The sequence below is a fragment of the Streptomyces sp. NPDC016640 genome (genome assembly GCF_043076215.1).
Classification (GTDB): Bacteria; Actinomycetota; Actinomycetes; order Streptomycetales; family Streptomycetaceae; genus Streptomyces.
Genome location: NZ_JBIBRG010000020.1, coordinates 101,567 through 118,812 on the forward strand (window position 1 = coordinate 101,567; position 17,246 = coordinate 118,812).

A 17,246-nucleotide genomic window follows, 5' to 3' on the forward strand; every position below is an offset into this window, starting at 1 on the left:
GATACACATTGTCTGCGGGGGGCGTCCCCCCGCGGCAAGCGATTAACCAGCGGGGGCACCGGGGAGACCCGGTGGGCACCGGCCCGCACCCATCGTCGAGAGGAGCCCGGCCGTGCAGCGGAGGGCGTACGTACCCGGCGTCGCCGCGCTCCTGGCGGCCGTGCTGGCCGGCTGCACCGGCAGCGCGGACGAGGGCGGCCGGTCCGACGACTCCAACCCGGGCAGCGCCGGTACGGCGACCCAGGCGGCCCAGCCGGGCAAGTACGCCACGCTTCCCGAACCCTGCGGCGCGGTCGACGGCCGGACGCTCGCCGAACTCCTGCCCGGCCTCGGCGAGATGGCCGACGAGACGCAGCGCGAGACGGCCCGGGCGGGCGAGGCGACCCTCACCTACGACACCGACCGCAAGGTGGGCTGCCGCTGGAAGGTGGAGTCGGCCGAGGCGACCGACCACCTGCTGGTCGACTTCGAACGGGTCGTCTCCTACGACAACGCCGTCAGCGACGACGCCCAGGCCGAGCGGCTCTTCGCGACGAAGCAGGCGGCGGCCGAGCTTCCCGAGCCGGAGGTCACGGAGTCCGGCCCCCCCACCACCGGCCCGTCCGCGGACCCCAGTTCGCCGCCCTCCTCGTCCTCGTCCGCCTCCGCCGCCGCCTCCTCCTCGGCGTCCCCCTCGGACGGCTCCTCCCCCTCGTCCGGGGCCTCCTCGTCCTCCACCGACGCGCCGGTCCTCCGGCCCCGCGTCCTGGAGGGCGTCGGGGACGAGGCGTTCCTCGACGACGAGCTGGACAGCTCCGGTTCGACCGCCGAACAGCGCACGGTGACTGTGGCGTTCCGCACGTCCAACGTGATCGTGACCATCGAGTACGCGGAGCAGCCGGTGACCGTCGGCGTCGTCCCGGACAGCGAGGAAATGCAGGACAGGGCCCGGAGACTGGCTTCCGAGCTGGCCGGTTCGCTGGGCGGCTGAGCGCCGTTCAGGGCCCCTTCACCCTCCTGCGCACCACACGCGAAGGAAGTCCACACGGGTGCCGCAGCGCGTACCGTGACCCGTCGGACCCCGTTTTGACCACAGGGAACACAAGCGTCATGAGCGAAGGAACCATGCAGCGACGAGCACAGCGAGACCCGCGTAACAAGCCGGCGAAGCGCCTCCACCGCGTCCTGGTCTGCGCGGCCGCCGTCCCCGTGATGCTGATCGCCGCCGGCTGCTCCTCGGACTCCGGCTCCGAGGGGGGCGAGGAGGGGGGCAAGGGCTCCGGCGCCTCCGCGTCGCAGTCCGCGAGCCCGTCCCCGACCGTGCGGGAGGCGGCGTACAAGCAGCTCCCGGAGGCGTGCGAGGTGTTGTCCGAGAAGACCCTGGACGACCTGGCACCGAAGGCGAAGTCGGGCAAGGAGGGCAACTCGGACGATATCTCCACCCGCGCCAGCTGCTCGTGGAGCAGCCTGGACAACAACGGTGTGGAGGGCTCCCAGTTCCGCTGGCTGAACGTGTCCCTGCTGCGCTTCGACTCGGACACCACGCGTGGTCCGGGCGACGAACTGGCCAAGGAGTACTACGACAAGCAGGTGCGGGACGCGCAGTCGGCCGAGGGCGCCAAGGGTGCCGAGGCGGAGCCGCTGGCCGGCACCGGTGACGAGGCGACGGCGGTGCGGTACGACCTGAAGAAGAAGGAGGGCACCTTCAGGCAGCAGACGGTGGTGGCACGCGTCGAGAACGTGGTCGTCACCGTCGACTACAACGGCGCGGGTCTGGCCGGTGACGAGACGCCGGACGCCGACGGCCTGATGAAGGACGCGCAGAAGGCGGCCCAGGAGGCGGTGGCCTCGGTGGCGAAGGCCAACGGCTCGGGCGCGGCGAGCGGTTCGCCGTCCTCGTCCGCGTCGGGGGAGCCGTCCGAGCCGGCCTCCTCGTCGTCCTCGGCGTCTTCCTCGGAGCCGTCCTCGAAGTCCCCCTCGAAGGTGTCGGCCGAGGGCTGACCGTCCGGAGGATCCGCGGAAGCAGAACCGGCCGCTCGTTCCCCGCACACATGTGCCACCCTGTGGTGCGCAACAACACGCACTGGGAGGGGAGTACGGGTGGCCGGGCCACTGCAGCTGACACGAATGCACCGGGTTCTGATCGGCGTGGTCGTCACCGGTGCGGTCGTCATCGCCGGGATCGGCTTCGCCGGTTCGTACGCGGCGGTCCGCGAACTCGCCCTGCAGAAGGGGTTCGGGAAATTCAGTTACGTCTTCCCGATCGGTATCGACGCCGGTATCTGCGTCCTGCTGGCCCTGGATCTGCTGCTGACGTGGATCCGCATCCCGTTCCCGCTGCTGCGGCAGACGGCGTGGCTGCTGACGGCGGCGACGATCGCCTTCAACGGCGCGGCGGCCTGGCCGGATCCTCTCGGTGTGGGGATGCACGGGGTGATCCCGGTGCTGTTCGTGGTCTCGGTGGAGGCGGCCCGGCACGCGATCGGGCGGATCGCCGACATCACCGCCGACAAGCACATGGAGGGCGTCCGCCTCACCCGCTGGATGCTGTCTCCGGTGCCGACGTTCCTGCTGTGGCGCCGGATGAAGCTGTGGGAGCTGCGCTCCTACGAGCAGGTGATCAAGCTGGAGCAGGAGCGTCTGGTCTACCAGGCCCGGCTGCGTTCCCGCTTCGGCCGCTCCTGGCGCCGCAAGGCCCCGGTGGAGGCCCTGATGCCCCTGCGCCTGGCCAAGTACGGCGTTCCCCTCGCCGAGACGGCCCCGGCGGGTCTGGCGGCGGCGGGCATAGAACCGGCCCTGATACCTCCGGCCCCGGTGGACGCGGTCGCGGGCGGTCCCGCCGGCGCCGCCGTGGACGGCCGTGCCCCCGGGGCGGTGATGACGCCCCCGGGCGAGCAGCGCCTGGAACTGGAGGGCGACCGGCGCCCCGAGTACCGGGAGGCCGTCCCCCAGGAGCAGAACCCCTGGCTGCACGCCCGGGATCCCCAGTCCGTGGAGTATCACGGCGGTTACGACCCCACGTACGACCCGGACGAGGAGTACGCCCGCTGGTACGCGGAACAGCAGCAGGCCGAGCAGTACCAGGACCAGTACGAGGAGGAGCCTCCGGTCCGGGAGCCGTCTCCGGAGGAGACCGGCAGCTTCCCCATCCCGGTGAGTCCCGGCCGTACCCGCGAGCTCGGTGAGGGCGGCGGCAGCCCGGTCGCCGAGCCGGACGAGGAGGCGTACTACCAGGTCTTCAAGAAGTCGATCAACGGCAGCTATCCGACGCCCCGGGAGTTCGGCGACAACGTCGAGGCCGAGTTCAGCCGCACCCTCCCGCCGGAGGAGGCCAGGCGCATGGTCAGCCGCTTCACCAACCGCTTCAACGCGGAACTGGAGGAGGACCACATCGCCTAGCCACCGCGACGACGGAAGGGGGGCGTCCGGTGCTGTCACCGGACGCCCCCCTTCCCGTACGGGGCCGTTACTCCCCGAGCAGGGTCCGCACCCGCTCCTGCCCCACCGCGAGCAGCAGGGTGGGCAGCCGGGGACCCGTGTCCCGCCCGACCAGCAGGTGGTAGAGCAGGGCGAAGAACGACCGCTGGGCGGTCTTGATCTCCGGCGGGAGTTCCTTGGGCGTGGCGTCGGCGGAGAAGCCGGCCTGGACCTTGGGCACGCCGTAGACGAGGTGGGTGAGCCCGTCGAGCGACCAGTTGCCGGCGAGGCCGTCGAGCAGCAGCCGCAGGGACTGCCGGGCCTGCTCGTCGAGGGACTTCAGCAGTTCGGCGTCGGGTTCGGCGCGGACGACGGTGCGCTGGTCGGCGGGGACGTGGGTGTTGATCCACGCCTCGGCCCTGTCGTAGCGCGGCCGGGCCTCCCGCAGTGACGTCAGCGGGTTCGCGGGGTCGAGGTCGCTGAGGATGCGCAGCGCCTGGTCCTCGTGCCCGGCGGTGATGTCCGCCACCGAGGCCAGCGTGCGGTAGGGCAGCGGCCTGGTCGTCCTCGGCAGTTCACCGCTCGCGGTGCGCACCGCGCGGGAGTGGGCGGCGGCGTCGGCGGGCAGCGCGGAGCCGTCGGTGACCTTGGCGTCGAGCCGGTCCCACTCGTCGTAGAGGCGCTGGATCTCCTGGTCGAAGGCGATCTTGAAGGACTGGTTGGGGCGGCGCCGGGCGTAGAGCCAGCGCAGCAGCTGGGGCTCCATGATCTTCAGCGCGTCGGCGGGGGTCGGTACCCCGCCGCGGGAGGACGACATCTTCGCCATGCCGCTGATGCCGACGAAGGCGTACATCGGCCCGATGGGCTGCCTGCCGCCGAAGATGCCGACGATCTGGCCGCCGACCTGGAACGACGACCCCGGGGAGGAGTGGTCGACGCCGCTGGGCTCGAAGATCACGCCCTCGTAGGCCCAGCGCATGGGCCAGTCGACCTTCCAGACCAGCTTGCCGCGGTTGAACTCGCTGAGCCGGACGGTCTCGGAGAAGCCGCACACGGTGCAGGCGTAGGTCAGTTCGGTGGAGTCGTCGTCGTAGGAGGTGACGGTGGTGAAGTCCTTCTCGCAGTTGCCGCAGTAGGGCTTGTACGGGAAGTAGCCGGCGGAGCCGGAGCTGCCGTCGTCCTCGGCGGCGGCGCCGGAGCCCTCGGCGGCCTCCAGCTCGGCCTCGTCGACCGGCTTCTGCTGCTGCTTCTTCGCCGGGTCCTTCTTGGTGCGGTACTGCGCGAGGATCGCGTCGATGTCGCCGCGGTGCCGCATGGCGTGCAGGATCTGCTCGCGGTAGACGCCGGAGGTGTACTGCTCGGTCTGGCTGATCCCGTCGAACTCGACGCCCATCTCGGCCAGCGACTCGATCATCGCGGCCTTGAAGTGCTCGGCCCAGTTCGGATGTGCGGAGCCCTGGGGCGCGGGGACCGAGGTGAGCGGCTTGCCGATGTGCTCGGACCACGTCCCGTCGACGCCGGGGACACCGGCCGGGACCTTGCGGTACCGGTCGTAGTCGTCCCAGGAGATCAGGTGCCGGACCTGGTGGCCGCGGCGGCGGATCTCGTCGGCGACCAGGTGCGGGGTCATGACCTCGCGGAGGTTGCCGAGGTGGATGGGGCCGGAGGGGGAGAGGCCGGACGCGACGACCACAGGTTTGCCCGGGGCCCGGCGCTCCGACTCCTCGATGACCTCATCCGCGAAACGGGAGACCCAGTCGGTGGTCTCGGTGCTCTGGGCCACGATCGGCACGTCCTTCTTTCTGCTGGGGCAGCCGGTACGGTCGCACGGCTGGCCGCTCCATTCTCCCAGCAACGGCGGTGACGGCGAAAACGCCTTTCCACCAGCCCGCCCGGGGGCGCGGGCCGTGCCGGTACACGGCTCCGCCGCGCGGGCGCGACCGGCCCCCGCCCGCCCCGCGGCCGAGAAAACCGCTCCACCCCCCATGGGATACTGGCCGTGTCTATCTGAACCCACGAGGAGAACGGGCACCCCCTCCTATGGCCTCGGTCACATCGCTCACCGATCTCGTCAACCAGCACCTCGCGTCCGCCCTCTCGGCCACCCGCCCCGAGGCCGCCGGCGCGGACCCGCTGCTGCGACGAAGCGACCGGGCGGACTTCCAGGCCAACGGCATCCTCGCGCTGGCCAAGAAGGCGAAGGCGAACCCGCGGGAGCTGGCCACGCAGGTGGTCGGCAACATCGTCACCGGTGCCGTGATCAAGGACGTCGAGGTCTCCGGCCCCGGCTTCCTCAACATCACCGTCGCCGACCGGGCGATCACCGAGAACCTCGCCGCGCGGCACGCGGACAGCGAGCGCCTCGGCGTGCCGCTGAAGGAGGACGCGGGCGTCACGGTCGTCGACTACGCCCAGCCGAACGTGGCGAAGGAGATGCACGTCGGTCACCTGCGGTCGGCGGTCATCGGCGACGCCCTGCGCGGCATGCTCGACTTCACCGGCGAGAAGACGATCGGCCGGCACCACATCGGCGACTGGGGCACCCAGTTCGGCATGCTCATCCAGTACCTGTTCGAGCACCCCGGCGAGCTGGCCCCCGCGGCCGACGTCGACGGCGAGCAGGCCATGAGCAACCTGAACCGCGTGTACAAGGCGTCGCGTGCGCTCTTCGACTCGGACGAGGAGTTCAAGGAGCGGGCCCGGAGGCGGGTCGTCGCCCTCCAGTCCGGTGACAAGGAGACGCTCGAACTGTGGCAGCAGTTCGTGGACGAGTCGAAGGTCTACTTCTACTCCGTCTTCGAGAAGCTCGACATGGACATCCGCGACGAGGAGATCGTCGGCGAGTCCGCGTACAACGAGGGCATGCCCGAGACCGCCCGCCTCCTGGAGGAGAGTGGCGTCGCGGTGCGTTCCGAGGGCGCGCTCGTGGTGTTCTTCGACGAGATCCGCGGCAAGGACGACCAGCCGGTCCCGCTGATCGTGCAGAAGGCCGACGGCGGCTTCGGCTACGCGGCCTCCGACCTGACCGCGATCCGCAACCGCGTCCTCGACCTGCACGCGACCACGCTGCTGTACGTCGTCGACGTACGCCAGTCGCTCCACTTCCGGATGGTCTTCGAGACGGCCCGCCGGGCCGGCTGGCTGAACGACGGCGTCACCGCGCACAACATGGGCTACGGCACGGTGCTCGGCGCGGACGGCAAGCCCTTCAAGACGCGTGCGGGCGAGACCGTGCGGCTGGAGGACCTGCTGGACGAGGCGGTGCAGCGGGCCGCGGAGGTCGTACGCGAGAAGGCGCAGGACCTCACCGAGGACGAGATCCGGGAGCGGGCCGCGCAGGTCGGCATCGGGGCCGTGAAGTACGCGGACCTGTCGACGTCGCCGAACCGCGACTACAAGTTCGACCTGGACCAGATGGTCTCGCTCAACGGCGACACCAGCGTGTACCTCCAGTACGCCTACGCCCGTATCCAGTCCATCCTCCGCAAGGCCGGCGAGGTCCGCCCCACGGCCCACCCGGAGCTGGACCTGCACGAGGCGGAACGCGCGCTGGGCCTGCACCTGGACGCGTTCGGGGGCACGGTCTTCGAGGCGGCCGCGGAGTACGCCCCGCACAAGCTGGCCGCGTACCTGTACCAGCTGGCGTCCCTCTACACGTCGTTCTACGACAAGTGCCCGGTGCTGAAGGCGGAGTCGCCGGAGCAGGTGGAGAACCGCCTGTTCCTGTGCGACGTCACGGCGGCCACCCTGCACCGGGGCATGGACCTGCTGGGCATCCGCACGCCCGAGCGGCTCTGACACTCACCGGCATACGGCACGCGGCCCGTCCCCTCGTCCGGGGGGGACGGGCCGCGGTGGCTTCGTGGGGGCCGGCCGTCAGATGCTGTTGGCCCACGCCTTGAACCCGGACCTGGTCCCGCTGCCCGCGATGCCGTCGATCGCGCCGTTGTAGTCGCCGTTGGCCTTCAGCAGTCGCTGCAGCGCCTTGATCGTGTTGGGGCCGACGATGCCGTCGATCGCGTCGCTGTAGCCCCAGTACCTGGCCAGGCAGCGCTGGAACGCCTTCCAGCTGTTGGTGCCGAGGTACCCGTCGATCTCGCCGTTGTAGTCCCAGTGCGTGGCCAGCCAGCGCTGGACGTTCCTGGCCTCGGCCCGGGTCAGTCCCAGGTTCTCCGTCGCGAGCGGCGCGAACTCGGCGCTCGTCACCTGCTGATGCGCCGAGGCGGGGGCCGCCATGGCCGTGCCCGCGGTCGCCAGGCCGCCGGCGGCCATCCCGATCGCGGCGGTGACACTGACGACGGTCTTCGTGAGAACTCGCATGCTGTACCCCTCCGTTGGCGTGCGGTGGATGGAGCCGGCCGCACCGGCCGGCTCCACGAAGAGACTGCGGGTTCGGCGCGCCGCCCGGCCACAGTTGACGCGGAAGTGACGCCTTCCCGGGACGTCCCACACGCTGACCTGCTGGGACGCGGGCCGCCCTGTCGGTGCGGCGGGACGCGGGCGCGGGGATGTGGCCGGTTCCGCGGGGGAGCGAGGGCGCCGTTCCCGGCGCGCCGTGAGCGCTGATGCAGAATGAGACCGGGACACGGGGGGCCGGACCGGGCCGGCAGTCCTTGACGCGAGTGGGGGGAACGTGTCGCGTTGGAACGAGTTGCCCACGGAACTGCATCCGCATGTACGCCAGTTGATCGTGCGCCTGCGCAAACTGAAGGACCGCGGTGAGCTGAGCACGCGGCAGCTGGCCGTGAAGACCGGGTACAGCGCGAGATCGTGGCAACGCTACCTGAACGGCAGATCGCTGCCGCCCCGGGAGGCCGTCGAGGCGGTGGCCCGTATCGGGGGTGACGATCCGGCCCGGCTGCTGGTGCTGCACGAGATCGCCGCCGACCGGTGGGCGGAGGGACGCGGAGCCGTTCCCCGCGCACCGCGGGCCGCGGGGTCCGCACCGGACCGCGAGCCCCTGGAACAGCGGCCGCACGGGCGTGCCCTGCGTGTCGCGGTCGCGGCGACCACGGTGGCCCTGGTGCTGTCCGTGTCCGTGGCGCTGCTGCTGGCCGTGCGGCTGGCCGAGGCCCGCGCCGCTGCGGGCGGCCGTGGCGGCGGCGCGGCGGCGATCGACACGGTCGCCGACCCGGCGTACGCGCTGCCGGCGCTCTACACCTGCCGGCCGGAGCGGATCGACGGCCGCTGGTACGCGGGCCACAGCCGCACCCGGGACGCCGTCCTGTCGTACGGCCACATGGGGCCGGGGGTGATCGAGGCGCAGTGCCTGTTGCGCCGGGCGGGCGTCCCGCCGGGCGACGTGGACGGCATCTTCGGCCCACTGACCCGGCGCGCGGTCAAGCGTCTGCAGACGCGGGACGGGCTGGCCGTGGACGGTGTCATCGGCCCGCGCACCTGGGAGGCGTTGCGGGGTGCGGAACGGAAGTGAACGGTGAGCAGACGCGGTTGACGGCGGGGCTGCGAGAGCTGAGGGCCCGTACGGGGCTGAGCCTGGCGGCGCTCGCGGCGCGCACGGCGTACAGCAAGTCGTCCTGGGAGCGCTATCTCAACGGCAAGGCCATGCCGCCGCGGCAGGCGGTCCGGGAGCTGTGCCGGGTGGCGGGCGAGCCGGACGCCCGGCTGGTGGCGCTGTGGGAGATCGCGGAGTCGGAGTGGAGCGGACGCGCGGGGGGCCTCGCGGGCGGTCTCGCTCCGGCGTCCGCAGCCGCCCGGGGCGCGGCCCCGATACCGGCACCGGTGCCGACGTCGGTACCGGCACCGGTCCCGGCGCCCGTATCCGCGCCGGCCCCCGCGTCCGCTCCCGGGCCGGTTCCCGCCGGGTCCGGGCCACGCCGGGGGAGACACCGGCTGAGCAGGGGCGGGCTCATGCTGGTGCTGGCGTCGGTGTACGCCGTGATCGCCGGAGGTGCGGCGCTGACGGTCCTGCTGCTGCCGCACCACGACGCCGGGGCGGGCGAGCGGCACCCGTCCTCCTCCCCCTACGTGCTGCTGCCCCGCTGCCACGGGGCCGGGTGCGAGGGCCGTGACCCGATACGCATGGTCTGCGGGGTCGCCCCCGACACCCTCGCGACGCACCGCACCGCCACCGGCGCCCATGTGGAGCTGCGCCACAGCGAGGAGTGCGGCGCGAGCTGGGCCCGGATGTGGGGGGCACGGATCGGCGACCGGGTGGACGTCACGGCGGCCGGCCGGGTGCACGAGGCGCGCGCGGTGGACAAGGTCGACGCGGACACCTACGTCTACACCGTGATGGTCGCCGCCCGCCCCGGCGACACCGTCCGGACCTGCTTCCGGCCCGCGGCGGCGGCCGGCGAGCGGGAGTGCTTCGACGCCCGGGTGGGCGGGGCGGGCCCTGACTGACGCGGCACCGGCGTTCGCGCCCCTGCGGCCGGCCTCCGCCGGGCAGTGCCTCCCCGAGGCCGCGCGGGCCCTCCCTGATCTCGTCCGGAGTCCGGGTCACGAAGCACAGGCGCGGGGTGGCGCGGTCCGGGACGGTGGCGGAGGACGGGGCGCCGGGGACGTACGCCCCGTCGTGCCGGACGGCTTCGGGCGACCGTGAACGGTCCTTTGGCCAGTACCGCCGCTAGGACATGAGGGAGGGCAGAAGCCTCGTCGTGCTCAGTGGTCCACGGCCGCCGGGACGGTACGGCGTCGTCCGGTGACCTTCGAGGCCGGGAGACGTCCGGCCTTGGACGTGCCGGTCAGGGTGTCGCCGTCGACCGTGACCGCGAAGGCCAGGTTCAGGCGCAGGGGCTTGGTGATGGCCTGCTTCCAGGTGAGCCGGTCGCCGTCGAGGGTGATGTCGGCGAGCGGGGCGTTCTCTCCTGCCCCGTGGGCTGTCCCGGTCAGGACACCGGCCCGCCGCGCGAGTTCGACCACGGCTTCGATCCTGCCGATCGGGGTGGAGATGGACAGGTCCCAGACGCCTTCTGCGGCCATGGTGGTGTTCTTCCTCACGAGTGCGGTGCGGTTGACGTGCGGTGCGGTTGACGTGCGGGGCGGTCGACGTGCGGGGCGGCACATGTGGTCAGAGGCCGACGGGCACGGGGCCTTCGTGGCGCCAGACGGTGCCCCGGCGCTCATGGGCGAAGAGTTCTTCGACGGCGTGGGCGATCCGGGGGCCCACCATGCGCTCCAGCAGGTACAGGCCCAGGTCGAGGCCGGAGGTGACGCCGGCCGCGGTGACGAGGTCACCGTCGTCGACGACGCGGGCGCTCACCGCGTGGACGCCGGTGGCGTCGAGCACGTCCAGGCCCATGTGGTGGGTGGTGGCGTAGCGGCCCTCCAGCAGTCCGGCCATGGCCAGGACGAGCGAGCCGCCGCACACCGCGCCGAGCGTCACCTCGGGGTTGTCCCTCGCCGCCTTCAGCAGTGCGGGCAGTCCGGTCGTCAGGGTGCGGCCCAGCAGTACGGGGATGAATTCGTCCTGCTGCCACTGCCCGGCCCCCGCGTCGTGGTCGGGGGCCTCGCCGGGCTCGCCCACCCGGCCCGAGGCGCCGGGGACCAGGACCAGGCCCGCGCGTGCGGGATCCAGGGCGGCCGTGGCACGCAGTACCAGGCCCCCGGTGCCGCTGACCACCTCACGCGGTCCTTCCGCGGAGACCAGTTCCACGCTCACCGCGCCGCCGGAGGCGGTGCCGCCGGCGTACAGCACTTCGTAGGGGGCGATGACGTCGAGCGGATCGAAGCCGTCGAACAGGACGATCTGGGCGTGCATGGAGGAGTTCCTTCGTGGACGGTCGGCATCCGGCCCGTGCCGGAATCGTTCCCGACGCTAACCAGCCGCCGGTCCGTCCCCCAGTGGCATTGGTGACACCTTCCAACGGAATACCGCCAAGGCCGTGGGCAGGGCTGTGAACCGACCGGACCGCAGAAGCTCACGAGGGCCGGGCGAGTGTCGACGGCTCCTCGGCCTAGCCCGCGGCCGGAGCCGAAGGTGCCGTGCCGTCGGCCCCGCCGCCCGCCGGCATCCGGTTCTGCCCGGCCTCGGTCGTGCCCTCCGGGACCCATCCGTCGCCGCCCAGCGGGAACTCGTAGGCGGGGCGCCCGTTGTTGCCGCTGGTGCGGAAGGGGCGGCCCTCGTCGTCCACGGTGAGTGTGCCGCTGCGGGAGCCGCTGGACCACTCCAGCTCCAGGTACCAGCGCACGTCGTAGGCGGAGGCGTCGGCCATGACGTAGTAGACCTCGGGGTCCGACTCGCTCACCGAGAACGGGAAGTTCCGCTGCCCGGCCTCCGGGGTCACGACCGGGCGCGCGGCGTCGAGGGCGACCGAGAAGGAACGCGCGGGCACGCTGCCGCCGCAGCCCACGCCGGGGTAGCCCATGACGAAGTCGTTCCAGGCGAGCGGCGACCGCTTGCCCGCCACCCGCACGGTGAGCCCTTCCACGACCACCGTCTCGTCCCCGGTCCCCTGCACGGTGAGCCGCACGTACTGCTTCTCCGACGAGACGGCCCCGAACGAACTGACCCACGCCGTCGCGTCCGACTCCTCGGGCGGCGGTCTCATCCCGCTCGCCGGCCTGTTGACCAGGTACCGCTGCGAGCAGGGACCCTCCCACTCGTACGGGTTGGTCTGCACGGTCAGCGGCACGGCGCCCCCGTCGCCGTCACCCGCGGGGTCGGTGGTGGCGGGGGCCGAGGCGCGGGGTGCCTCCTTGTCCTTCGCGGAGGGGGACGCGGACGGGAAGGCGGAGGGGGAGGCGGAGGCGGAGGCGGAGACGGAGGGTGACGCGGTGGCGTCCTTGTTCCCGTCCGCCCCGCCGTCGAGGGTCCCGGCTTCCACCGGGCTCCTCCGGCCGTCCCCGCCTCCGCCGCCACCGCCGCCGTCCGACAGGCCCTGGGCGAGCGTGACCCCACCGAGCACGGCGGCCACGGCGATCCCCGCGAGGACGGTGGCACGGGTGCGGCGGCGGGGGCGGGTGCGGGCCTCGCCGGGGCCGGTGAGCGCCCGGATCCCGTCCTCCTGGACCTCCGCTCCCGATACCTCCGCTCCCGGTGCCTCCGCCTCCGGGATCTCCGCCTCGGGGACCTCGGCCTCCGGCGCCTCGGCCTCCGGCGCCTCGACGTCCGGGACCTCGGGCTGCCCGGGCATCGGCTGCCCGGCCGCCGGACGGCCGTCCGGTTCCCGGTCCCGGACCATCGCGTCCTCCGCCGCTGCGCCGGCCGGTGCCGGTGCGCCCGCGGGCGTCGTCTCCCCGGCGGGTGCCGCTCCCCCCGAGGGCGCGCCCTTCCGCCCCCGGGTCGCGTCCGCCAGCACCCATTTCCGGTGCAGCTCGACCAGTTCCTCGGAGTTCGCCCTGCACAGCCGGGCCAGCCGTTCCACCGGCGCGTAGTCCGTCGGCACCGCGTCCCCGTTGCAGTACCGGTGCAGGGTCGACGTACTCATGTGGAGCCGCTTGGCGAGCACCCCGTAGCTCAGCCCGGCGCGCTCCTTCAGCTCCCGTAACAGCGCGGCGAACTCCCCCGCGGCCATGTCTTCCGACACTGTTCCTCCCACCCCGTGTCCCATTCCACCGTTCCAGGGGACGGTCATTTCCCCTGGTCAGAGCGGCGTGAGCATTCCATTGTCCCAGATGTCCCGCCAGATGTGGCGGTCGGGACGGATCACGCCACAAGCTCTGGTCATCCAAGCACGCCGCTTCCGGCCCCCGGTCGGACGGCCACGCCGAACCCCTTCTCGTGACGAGGAATTCACCATGCGCAAGTCCCGCATCCGCCTGTTCGCCGCCACCGGAGCCGCCCTCGCCGCCATGGCCCTCACCGCCTGTCAGGACGGTACGGGTACGCAGGACGAGGGCGCGCCGCAGCCGGCCGCGACGGCGCCCGCGAACGCGGCGTCCGACAAGACCGCGGACAGGACCGCGGACACCGCGAAGAGCGACACCGCCTCGAACGAGCACTCCCGGAACGGCGGGGGCGCCGGCGGCACCGGCAAGGACGGTGCCGAATCGACCGGATCGGGCTCCGGCTCCGACGCCGGTCCCGAGGCCCGCGTCGCCTGCAACGGCTCCCACACCACCGTCACCGCCCAGCCGGTCCCCCGCCCCCTCAACCACATGCTGATCACGGTCAAGAACACCGGTTCGAAGCCCTGTGACCTCACCTACTACCCGGTGCTCCGCTTCGACGAGATGCAGTGGGTGCCGCAGCCGGTCGAGGCGTCGAAGCCGCAGTCCGTGGTCGGCATCGACCCGGGCGAGTCGGCGTACGCCGGTGTCCTGCTGGCCTCCGCCGACGGCAGCGGCGACGGCGGCACCACGGGCCACAAGCTGACCGTCGGCTTCCAGGGCCCCACCCCGAACAGCAGCGGCGGCCCGTCGGCGACCCCCTCCCTGCCGGCGAAGGGCGTGTACTACGACAGCACCCTGGCGGTCACGTACTGGCAGCAGTCGATGGACGACGCCCTGACCTACTGACCCACGGGACCGCTGGGCGCACCTACCGTCCGAGCTTCTGGGCCACCTCGGTGGCCCAGTAGGTGAGGACGTTGCGCGCGCCGGCCCGCTTGATGCCGGTCAGCGTCTCGAGGATCGCCCGGTCCCGGTCGATCCAGCCCTTCTCGGCGGCGGCCTCGATCATCGCGTACTCACCGGAGATCTGGTACGCCGCCACCGGCACGTCCACCGCGTCCGCGACCCGCGCCAGGATGTCCAGGTACGGGCCCGCCGGCTTCACCATCACCATGTCGGCGCCCTCCTCGAGGTCGAGCGCCAGTTCCCGCATCGACTCGCGGACGTTCGCCGGGTCCTGCTGGTACGTCCTGCGGTCGCCCTGGAGCGAGGAGGCGACGGCCTCCCGGAAGGGACCGTAGAAGGCGGAGGCGTACTTGACGGTGTAGGCGAGGACGGCCACGTCCTCGCGGCCGATCTGGTCGAGGGCGTCGCGGACGACGCCGATCTGCCCGTCCATCATGCCGCTGGGGCCCACCACGTGGGCCCCGGCGTCGGCCTGCACCTGCGCCATCTCGGCGTACCGCTCGAGCGTCGCGTCGTTGTCGACCCGCCCCCGCTCGTCCAGTACACCGCAGTGCCCGTGGTCCGTCGTCTCGTCGAGGCACAGGTCGGACATGACGAGCAGGTCGTCCCCGACCTCGGCCCGCACGTCGCGCAGGGCGACCTGGAGGATGCCGTCCGGGTCGGTCCCCGGCGTGCCGAGGGCGTCCTTCTTCGACTCCTCCGGCACGCCGAACAGCATGATCCCGGAGATCCCGGCCGCGACGGCGTCGGCCGCCGCCTTCTTCAGGCTGTCCCGGGTGTGCTGCACGACGCCCGGCATCGACGTGATCGGCACCGGTTCGCCCACGCCCTCGCGCACGAAGGCCGGGAGGATGAGGTCGGCGGGGTGCAGCCGGGTCTCGGCGACCATCCGACGCATGGCGGGAGTGGTCCGCAGACGCCGCGGTCGCGTGCCGGGGAAGGATCCGTACGTCGTCATACCGCCTACGCTACGCCCGCCCCGCCCATGCCTTTGCCGACGCGGAGTCGGTGGCCCCGCGCCCGGGCGCGCCCCCGGCGAGGGGTCCGTGCCGAGGAGAGGGGACCCGCGCGGCCCGGCCCCCGCCTGCTGGCCACCCCCCACCTCGGCTACGTCTCGCAGGCCAACTACCGCACGTACTACGCCCAGGCGGTCGAGGACATCGAGGCCTACCTCTCCGGCGCCCCGCTCCGCCGCCTCGGCTGACGCCGCCGGCTCACGACGGGCCGGCCAGCACCCGCCGTACGAACTCCCCGAGCCGTGACCGCAGTTCGTCCCGGCCCAGCCCGCGCACCCCCGCGAGGTACTCGACCAGGTCCGCCCGTACGGCGGCCAGCAGGGCGTGTGCGGTGAAGTCGCCGTCGGCGAGATCCGGGACGTCCGCCAGCGCGGACCGCAGCAGAGCGTGCCATCGCCCGTAGTGCTCCGCCCGGTAGGGGCTGTCGGCCCCGGCCCCCTCCAGCGCCAGCGCGAGATGGCGGTTGTCGAGCTTGAAGCACAGGACGGCGTCGAGCAGTGCGGGCACGCGCTCCGGCGCGGGCGTGCCGGGACCCAGCGGCGGCGGTCCCTCCGCCACGGCCCGCTCCAGGGGCTCCAGCCGTGCCGCGTACAGCGCGCGGATCAGCGCCGTGCGGTCGCCGAAGGCGCGGAACAGCGTTCCCTTGCCGACACCGGCCGCCGTCGCGACATCGGACATCGTGATGTCGTCGGGGCTCTCGCAGCGGGCGAAGAGCTCGTCGGCGGCGGCGAGCAGCGCCGCCCGGTTGCGGGCCGCGTCCTTGCGCGGCTTGCGCTCGGTCATGCGATCCCCGCTCCTTCCTCCGTGATCGTCCTCCCGCGATTGCAAAGCGGACCGCCGGTCCGTATTGTTCGGGGAGACGAAAAGCGGACCAACGGTCCGCATTCTACGGGACGGAGACACCCATGCCCGCGCTCACCCCCGACGCCTCCCCGGAAGCGGTCTACCGCCAGGGCCTGCGCCTGCTGCTCGACAAGGACGTCCCCGCGTGGGTCGACCTGTGGGCCGAGGACGGCGTCATGGAGTTCCCCTTCGCCCCCGAGGGCTGGCCCCGGCGGCTGGAGGGCAAGGCTGCGGTCGCCGCGTACATGCGCGACTACCCCGACCACATCGACCTCCAGGACATCCCCGACCTGCGCGTCCACCGCACCACCGACCCCGGGACCCTGGTCGTCGAAATGCGCGCCGTGGGCCGTGTCGTGGGCACCGGCCGCCCCTACGACATGACCTACATCGCCGTCGTGACCTTCCGGGACGGCCTCATCACCGGCTACCGCGACTACTGGAACCCGCTCGCCGTGCAGGAGCCCGGCGTCGACTTCACCGGGAGCACCCGATGACCTCCACCGGCACCGTCCTCGTCATCGGCGCCACCGGCACCACCGGCAGCCGCACCGCCGCACGGCTCCTCGCCGCCGGCCACCGCGTCCGCGCGGCCGCCCGCCGGGGCGTCGCACTCCCCGGCGCGGAACCGGCCCGCTTCGACTGGTACGACCCCGCCACCCACGACGACGCCCTCACCGGCACCGACCGCGTCTACCTCGTCCCGCCCGTCGGTGACCCGGACCCGGCGGCGGTCATGCTGCCCTTCCTCGAACGCGCCCGCACCCTCGGCCTGCGCCGCGCGGTCCTGCTCAGCTCCTCTGCCGTCCCCGAGGGCGGCCCGGCGGTGGGCGCGGTACACCGGGCGCTCCCCACGGTCTTCGACGAGTGGGCGGTCCTGCGCCCCTCCTGGTTCATGCAGAACTTCACCGGCGCCCACCTCCACGCCACCACGATCCGCGAGACCGGCACCTTCGCGACCGCCACCGGCGAGGGCCGCGTCGCCTACGTCGACGCCGACGACATCGCCGCCGTCGCGGTACGCGCCCTGACCGACGACCACGCCCCGAACCGCGACCTCGTCCTGACCGGCCCCCAGGCCCTCACCCACGACGACATCGCCACGGCCCTCACCGAGGTCACCGGCCGCCCCGTCACCCACCGGCGCCTGACCGTGGCCGAAGTCCGCGACCGCCTGACCGGACAGGCCGGCGTTCCCCCGGAGTTCGCCACCCTCCTGGCCGACATGGACCACGCCATCGCGAACGGCGCCGAGGACCGCACCACCGACACCGTCCACCGCCTCACCGGCCGCCCGCCCCACGACTTCCGCACGGTCGCCGAACGGGAGACCGCTCGCGTCCCCAGGGAGTCCCCGGTGGCGGACTCCGCCCCGGCGCCGGTCGCCCGTACCCGCTCGGCCTGAGCCGTACTCAACCATGCTGCCAACAGAGCTCGTTGGCATACTGCTCGCCCTTGAGGGCCAGGCTGACCGGTACGACTGCGTCGGCCACGCCCGTTCCCAGAAGTCTG

Annotated in this window: 16 protein-coding genes and 1 pseudogene; 10 read left to right on the forward strand and 7 right to left on the reverse strand. The window is 72.7% G+C overall.

Features of this window, described 5'->3' with window-relative positions; all coding sequences use genetic code 11:
- Nucleotides 1–112: 112 nt before the first annotated feature.
- The 3 genes from ACF07S_RS31210 to ACF07S_RS31220 all read left to right on the forward strand — a co-directional run bounded on the left by ACF07S_RS31210 (nt 113) and on the right by ACF07S_RS31220 (nt 3,378).
- A complete protein-coding gene (locus ACF07S_RS31210; RefSeq protein ID WP_391965998.1) occupies nt 113–970 on the forward strand; it encodes a DUF3558 domain-containing protein in 858 nt (285 codons plus the stop codon).
- A gap of 119 nt (nt 971–1,089) precedes the next feature.
- Entirely contained in the window at nt 1,090–1,980 is an 891-nt protein-coding gene (locus tag ACF07S_RS31215; protein WP_391975707.1) for a DUF3558 family protein, read from the forward strand.
- 126 nt (nt 1,981–2,106) lie between these two features.
- The gene (locus tag ACF07S_RS31220; RefSeq protein ID WP_391965996.1) at nt 2,107–3,378 is read left to right on the forward strand and encodes a DUF2637 domain-containing protein; all 1,272 of its coding nucleotides are present in this window, start codon (nt 2,107–2,109) and stop codon (nt 3,376–3,378) included.
- Between the two features lie 67 nt (nt 3,379–3,445).
- On the opposite strand, the gene lysS is transcribed toward ACF07S_RS31220, so the two are convergent.
- Nucleotides 3,446–5,188, reverse strand: coding sequence for a lysine--tRNA ligase (lysS, locus tag ACF07S_RS31225; protein ID WP_391965995.1), 1,743 nt, complete (start codon nt 5,186–5,188; stop codon nt 3,446–3,448).
- Nucleotides 5,189–5,436: 248 nt separating this feature from the next.
- On the opposite strand from lysS, the gene argS reads away from it, so the two are divergent.
- Nucleotides 5,437–7,194 carry an arginine--tRNA ligase gene (gene argS / locus ACF07S_RS31230; RefSeq protein WP_391975708.1) on the forward strand — a complete coding sequence of 586 codons (1,758 nt, stop codon included), beginning with the start codon at nt 5,437–5,439 and terminating at the stop codon, nt 7,192–7,194.
- 78 nt (nt 7,195–7,272) lie between these two features.
- Here the strand turns inward: argS and ACF07S_RS31235 are convergent, their stop codons facing one another.
- Nucleotides 7,273–7,716 (reverse strand): peptidoglycan-binding protein, encoded by a 444-nt coding sequence (locus ACF07S_RS31235; protein WP_391965993.1) that lies wholly within the window; start codon nt 7,714–7,716, stop codon nt 7,273–7,275.
- A 313-nt stretch (nt 7,717–8,029) separates the two neighbouring features.
- Between ACF07S_RS31235 and ACF07S_RS31240 the strand changes: the two genes are divergently transcribed.
- Together ACF07S_RS31240 and ACF07S_RS31245 are read left to right on the forward strand one after the other, a co-directional pair.
- Complete coding sequence (locus ACF07S_RS31240; protein WP_391965992.1) at nt 8,030–8,827, forward strand: peptidoglycan-binding protein; 798 nt, start codon at nt 8,030–8,032, stop codon at nt 8,825–8,827.
- Nucleotides 8,824–9,759 (forward strand): DUF2690 domain-containing protein, encoded by a 936-nt coding sequence (locus ACF07S_RS31245; RefSeq protein WP_391965991.1) that lies wholly within the window; start codon nt 8,824–8,826, stop codon nt 9,757–9,759. The genes ACF07S_RS31240 and ACF07S_RS31245 overlap by 4 nt, the downstream gene beginning before the upstream one ends.
- Nucleotides 9,760–10,017: 258 nt before the next feature.
- Here the strand turns inward: ACF07S_RS31245 and ACF07S_RS31250 are convergent, their stop codons facing one another.
- From ACF07S_RS31250 to ACF07S_RS31260, 3 genes are all read right to left on the reverse strand, one after another.
- Entirely contained in the window at nt 10,018–10,338 is a 321-nt protein-coding gene (locus ACF07S_RS31250) for a hypothetical protein (RefSeq protein ID WP_391965990.1), read from the reverse strand.
- Between the two features lie 88 nt (nt 10,339–10,426).
- Nucleotides 10,427–11,116, reverse strand: a complete 690-nt coding sequence (locus ACF07S_RS31255) for a DJ-1/PfpI family protein (protein ID WP_391965989.1) — start codon at nt 11,114–11,116, stop codon at nt 10,427–10,429.
- 196 nt (nt 11,117–11,312) lie between these two features.
- Nucleotides 11,313–12,884, reverse strand: coding sequence for a helix-turn-helix domain-containing protein (locus tag ACF07S_RS31260; RefSeq protein ID WP_391975709.1), 1,572 nt, complete (start codon nt 12,882–12,884; stop codon nt 11,313–11,315).
- Between the two features lie 211 nt (nt 12,885–13,095).
- Between ACF07S_RS31260 and ACF07S_RS31265 the strand changes: the two genes are divergently transcribed.
- Nucleotides 13,096–13,815, forward strand: a complete 720-nt coding sequence (locus ACF07S_RS31265; RefSeq protein ID WP_391965988.1) for a DUF4232 domain-containing protein — start codon at nt 13,096–13,098, stop codon at nt 13,813–13,815.
- Between the two features lie 22 nt (nt 13,816–13,837).
- On the opposite strand, the gene hemB is transcribed toward ACF07S_RS31265, so the two are convergent.
- Complete coding sequence (gene hemB / locus ACF07S_RS31270) at nt 13,838–14,833, reverse strand: porphobilinogen synthase (protein ID WP_391975710.1); 996 nt, start codon at nt 14,831–14,833, stop codon at nt 13,838–13,840.
- 105 nt (nt 14,834–14,938) lie between these two features.
- Between hemB and ACF07S_RS31275 the strand changes: the two are divergent.
- Nucleotides 14,939–15,079, forward strand: a pseudogene (locus ACF07S_RS31275) (D-2-hydroxyacid dehydrogenase family protein); the annotation flags it as partial.
- 10 nt (nt 15,080–15,089) lie between these two features.
- On the opposite strand, the gene ACF07S_RS31280 reads toward ACF07S_RS31275, so the two are convergent.
- Nucleotides 15,090–15,674 (reverse strand): TetR/AcrR family transcriptional regulator, encoded by a 585-nt coding sequence (locus tag ACF07S_RS31280; protein WP_391975711.1) that lies wholly within the window; start codon nt 15,672–15,674, stop codon nt 15,090–15,092.
- 122 nt (nt 15,675–15,796) lie between these two features.
- Between ACF07S_RS31280 and ACF07S_RS31285 the strand changes: the two genes are divergently transcribed.
- Both ACF07S_RS31285 and ACF07S_RS31290 read left to right on the forward strand, forming a co-directional pair.
- On the forward strand, nt 15,797–16,231 hold the full coding sequence (locus ACF07S_RS31285; RefSeq protein ID WP_391975712.1) for a nuclear transport factor 2 family protein: 435 nt from the start codon (nt 15,797–15,799) through the stop codon (nt 16,229–16,231).
- A complete protein-coding gene (locus ACF07S_RS31290) occupies nt 16,228–17,139 on the forward strand; it encodes an NAD(P)H-binding protein (RefSeq protein WP_391975713.1) in 912 nt (303 codons plus the stop codon). The genes ACF07S_RS31285 and ACF07S_RS31290 overlap by 4 nt, the downstream gene beginning before the upstream one ends.
- Nucleotides 17,140–17,246 lie beyond the last annotated feature (107 nt).

Bases quoted from the DNA above. Each gene is read 5' to 3' on its own strand.
- ACF07S_RS31285 (WP_391975712.1), top strand. From the start codon at position 15,797: ATGCCCGCGCTCACCCCCGACGCCTCCCCGGAAGCGGTCTACCGCCAG.
- ACF07S_RS31220 (WP_391965996.1), top strand. From the start codon at position 2,107: ATGCACCGGGTTCTGATCGGCGTGGTCGTCACCGGTGCGGTCGTCATC.
- ACF07S_RS31215 (WP_391975707.1), top strand. From the start codon at position 1,090: ATGAGCGAAGGAACCATGCAGCGACGAGCACAGCGAGACCCGCGTAAC.
- ACF07S_RS31265 (WP_391965988.1), top strand. From the start codon at position 13,096: ATGCGCAAGTCCCGCATCCGCCTGTTCGCCGCCACCGGAGCCGCCCTC.
- ACF07S_RS31280 (WP_391975711.1), bottom strand. From the start codon at position 15,674: ATGACCGAGCGCAAGCCGCGCAAGGACGCGGCCCGCAACCGGGCGGCG.
- ACF07S_RS31290 (WP_391975713.1), top strand. From the start codon at position 16,228: ATGACCTCCACCGGCACCGTCCTCGTCATCGGCGCCACCGGCACCACC.
- argS (WP_391975708.1), top strand. From the start codon at position 5,437: ATGGCCTCGGTCACATCGCTCACCGATCTCGTCAACCAGCACCTCGCG.
- ACF07S_RS31235 (WP_391965993.1), bottom strand. From the start codon at position 7,716: ATGCGAGTTCTCACGAAGACCGTCGTCAGTGTCACCGCCGCGATCGGG.
- ACF07S_RS31255 (WP_391965989.1), bottom strand. From the start codon at position 11,116: ATGCACGCCCAGATCGTCCTGTTCGACGGCTTCGATCCGCTCGACGTC.
- hemB (WP_391975710.1), bottom strand. From the start codon at position 14,833: ATGACGACGTACGGATCCTTCCCCGGCACGCGACCGCGGCGTCTGCGG.
- ACF07S_RS31250 (WP_391965990.1), bottom strand. From the start codon at position 10,338: ATGGCCGCAGAAGGCGTCTGGGACCTGTCCATCTCCACCCCGATCGGC.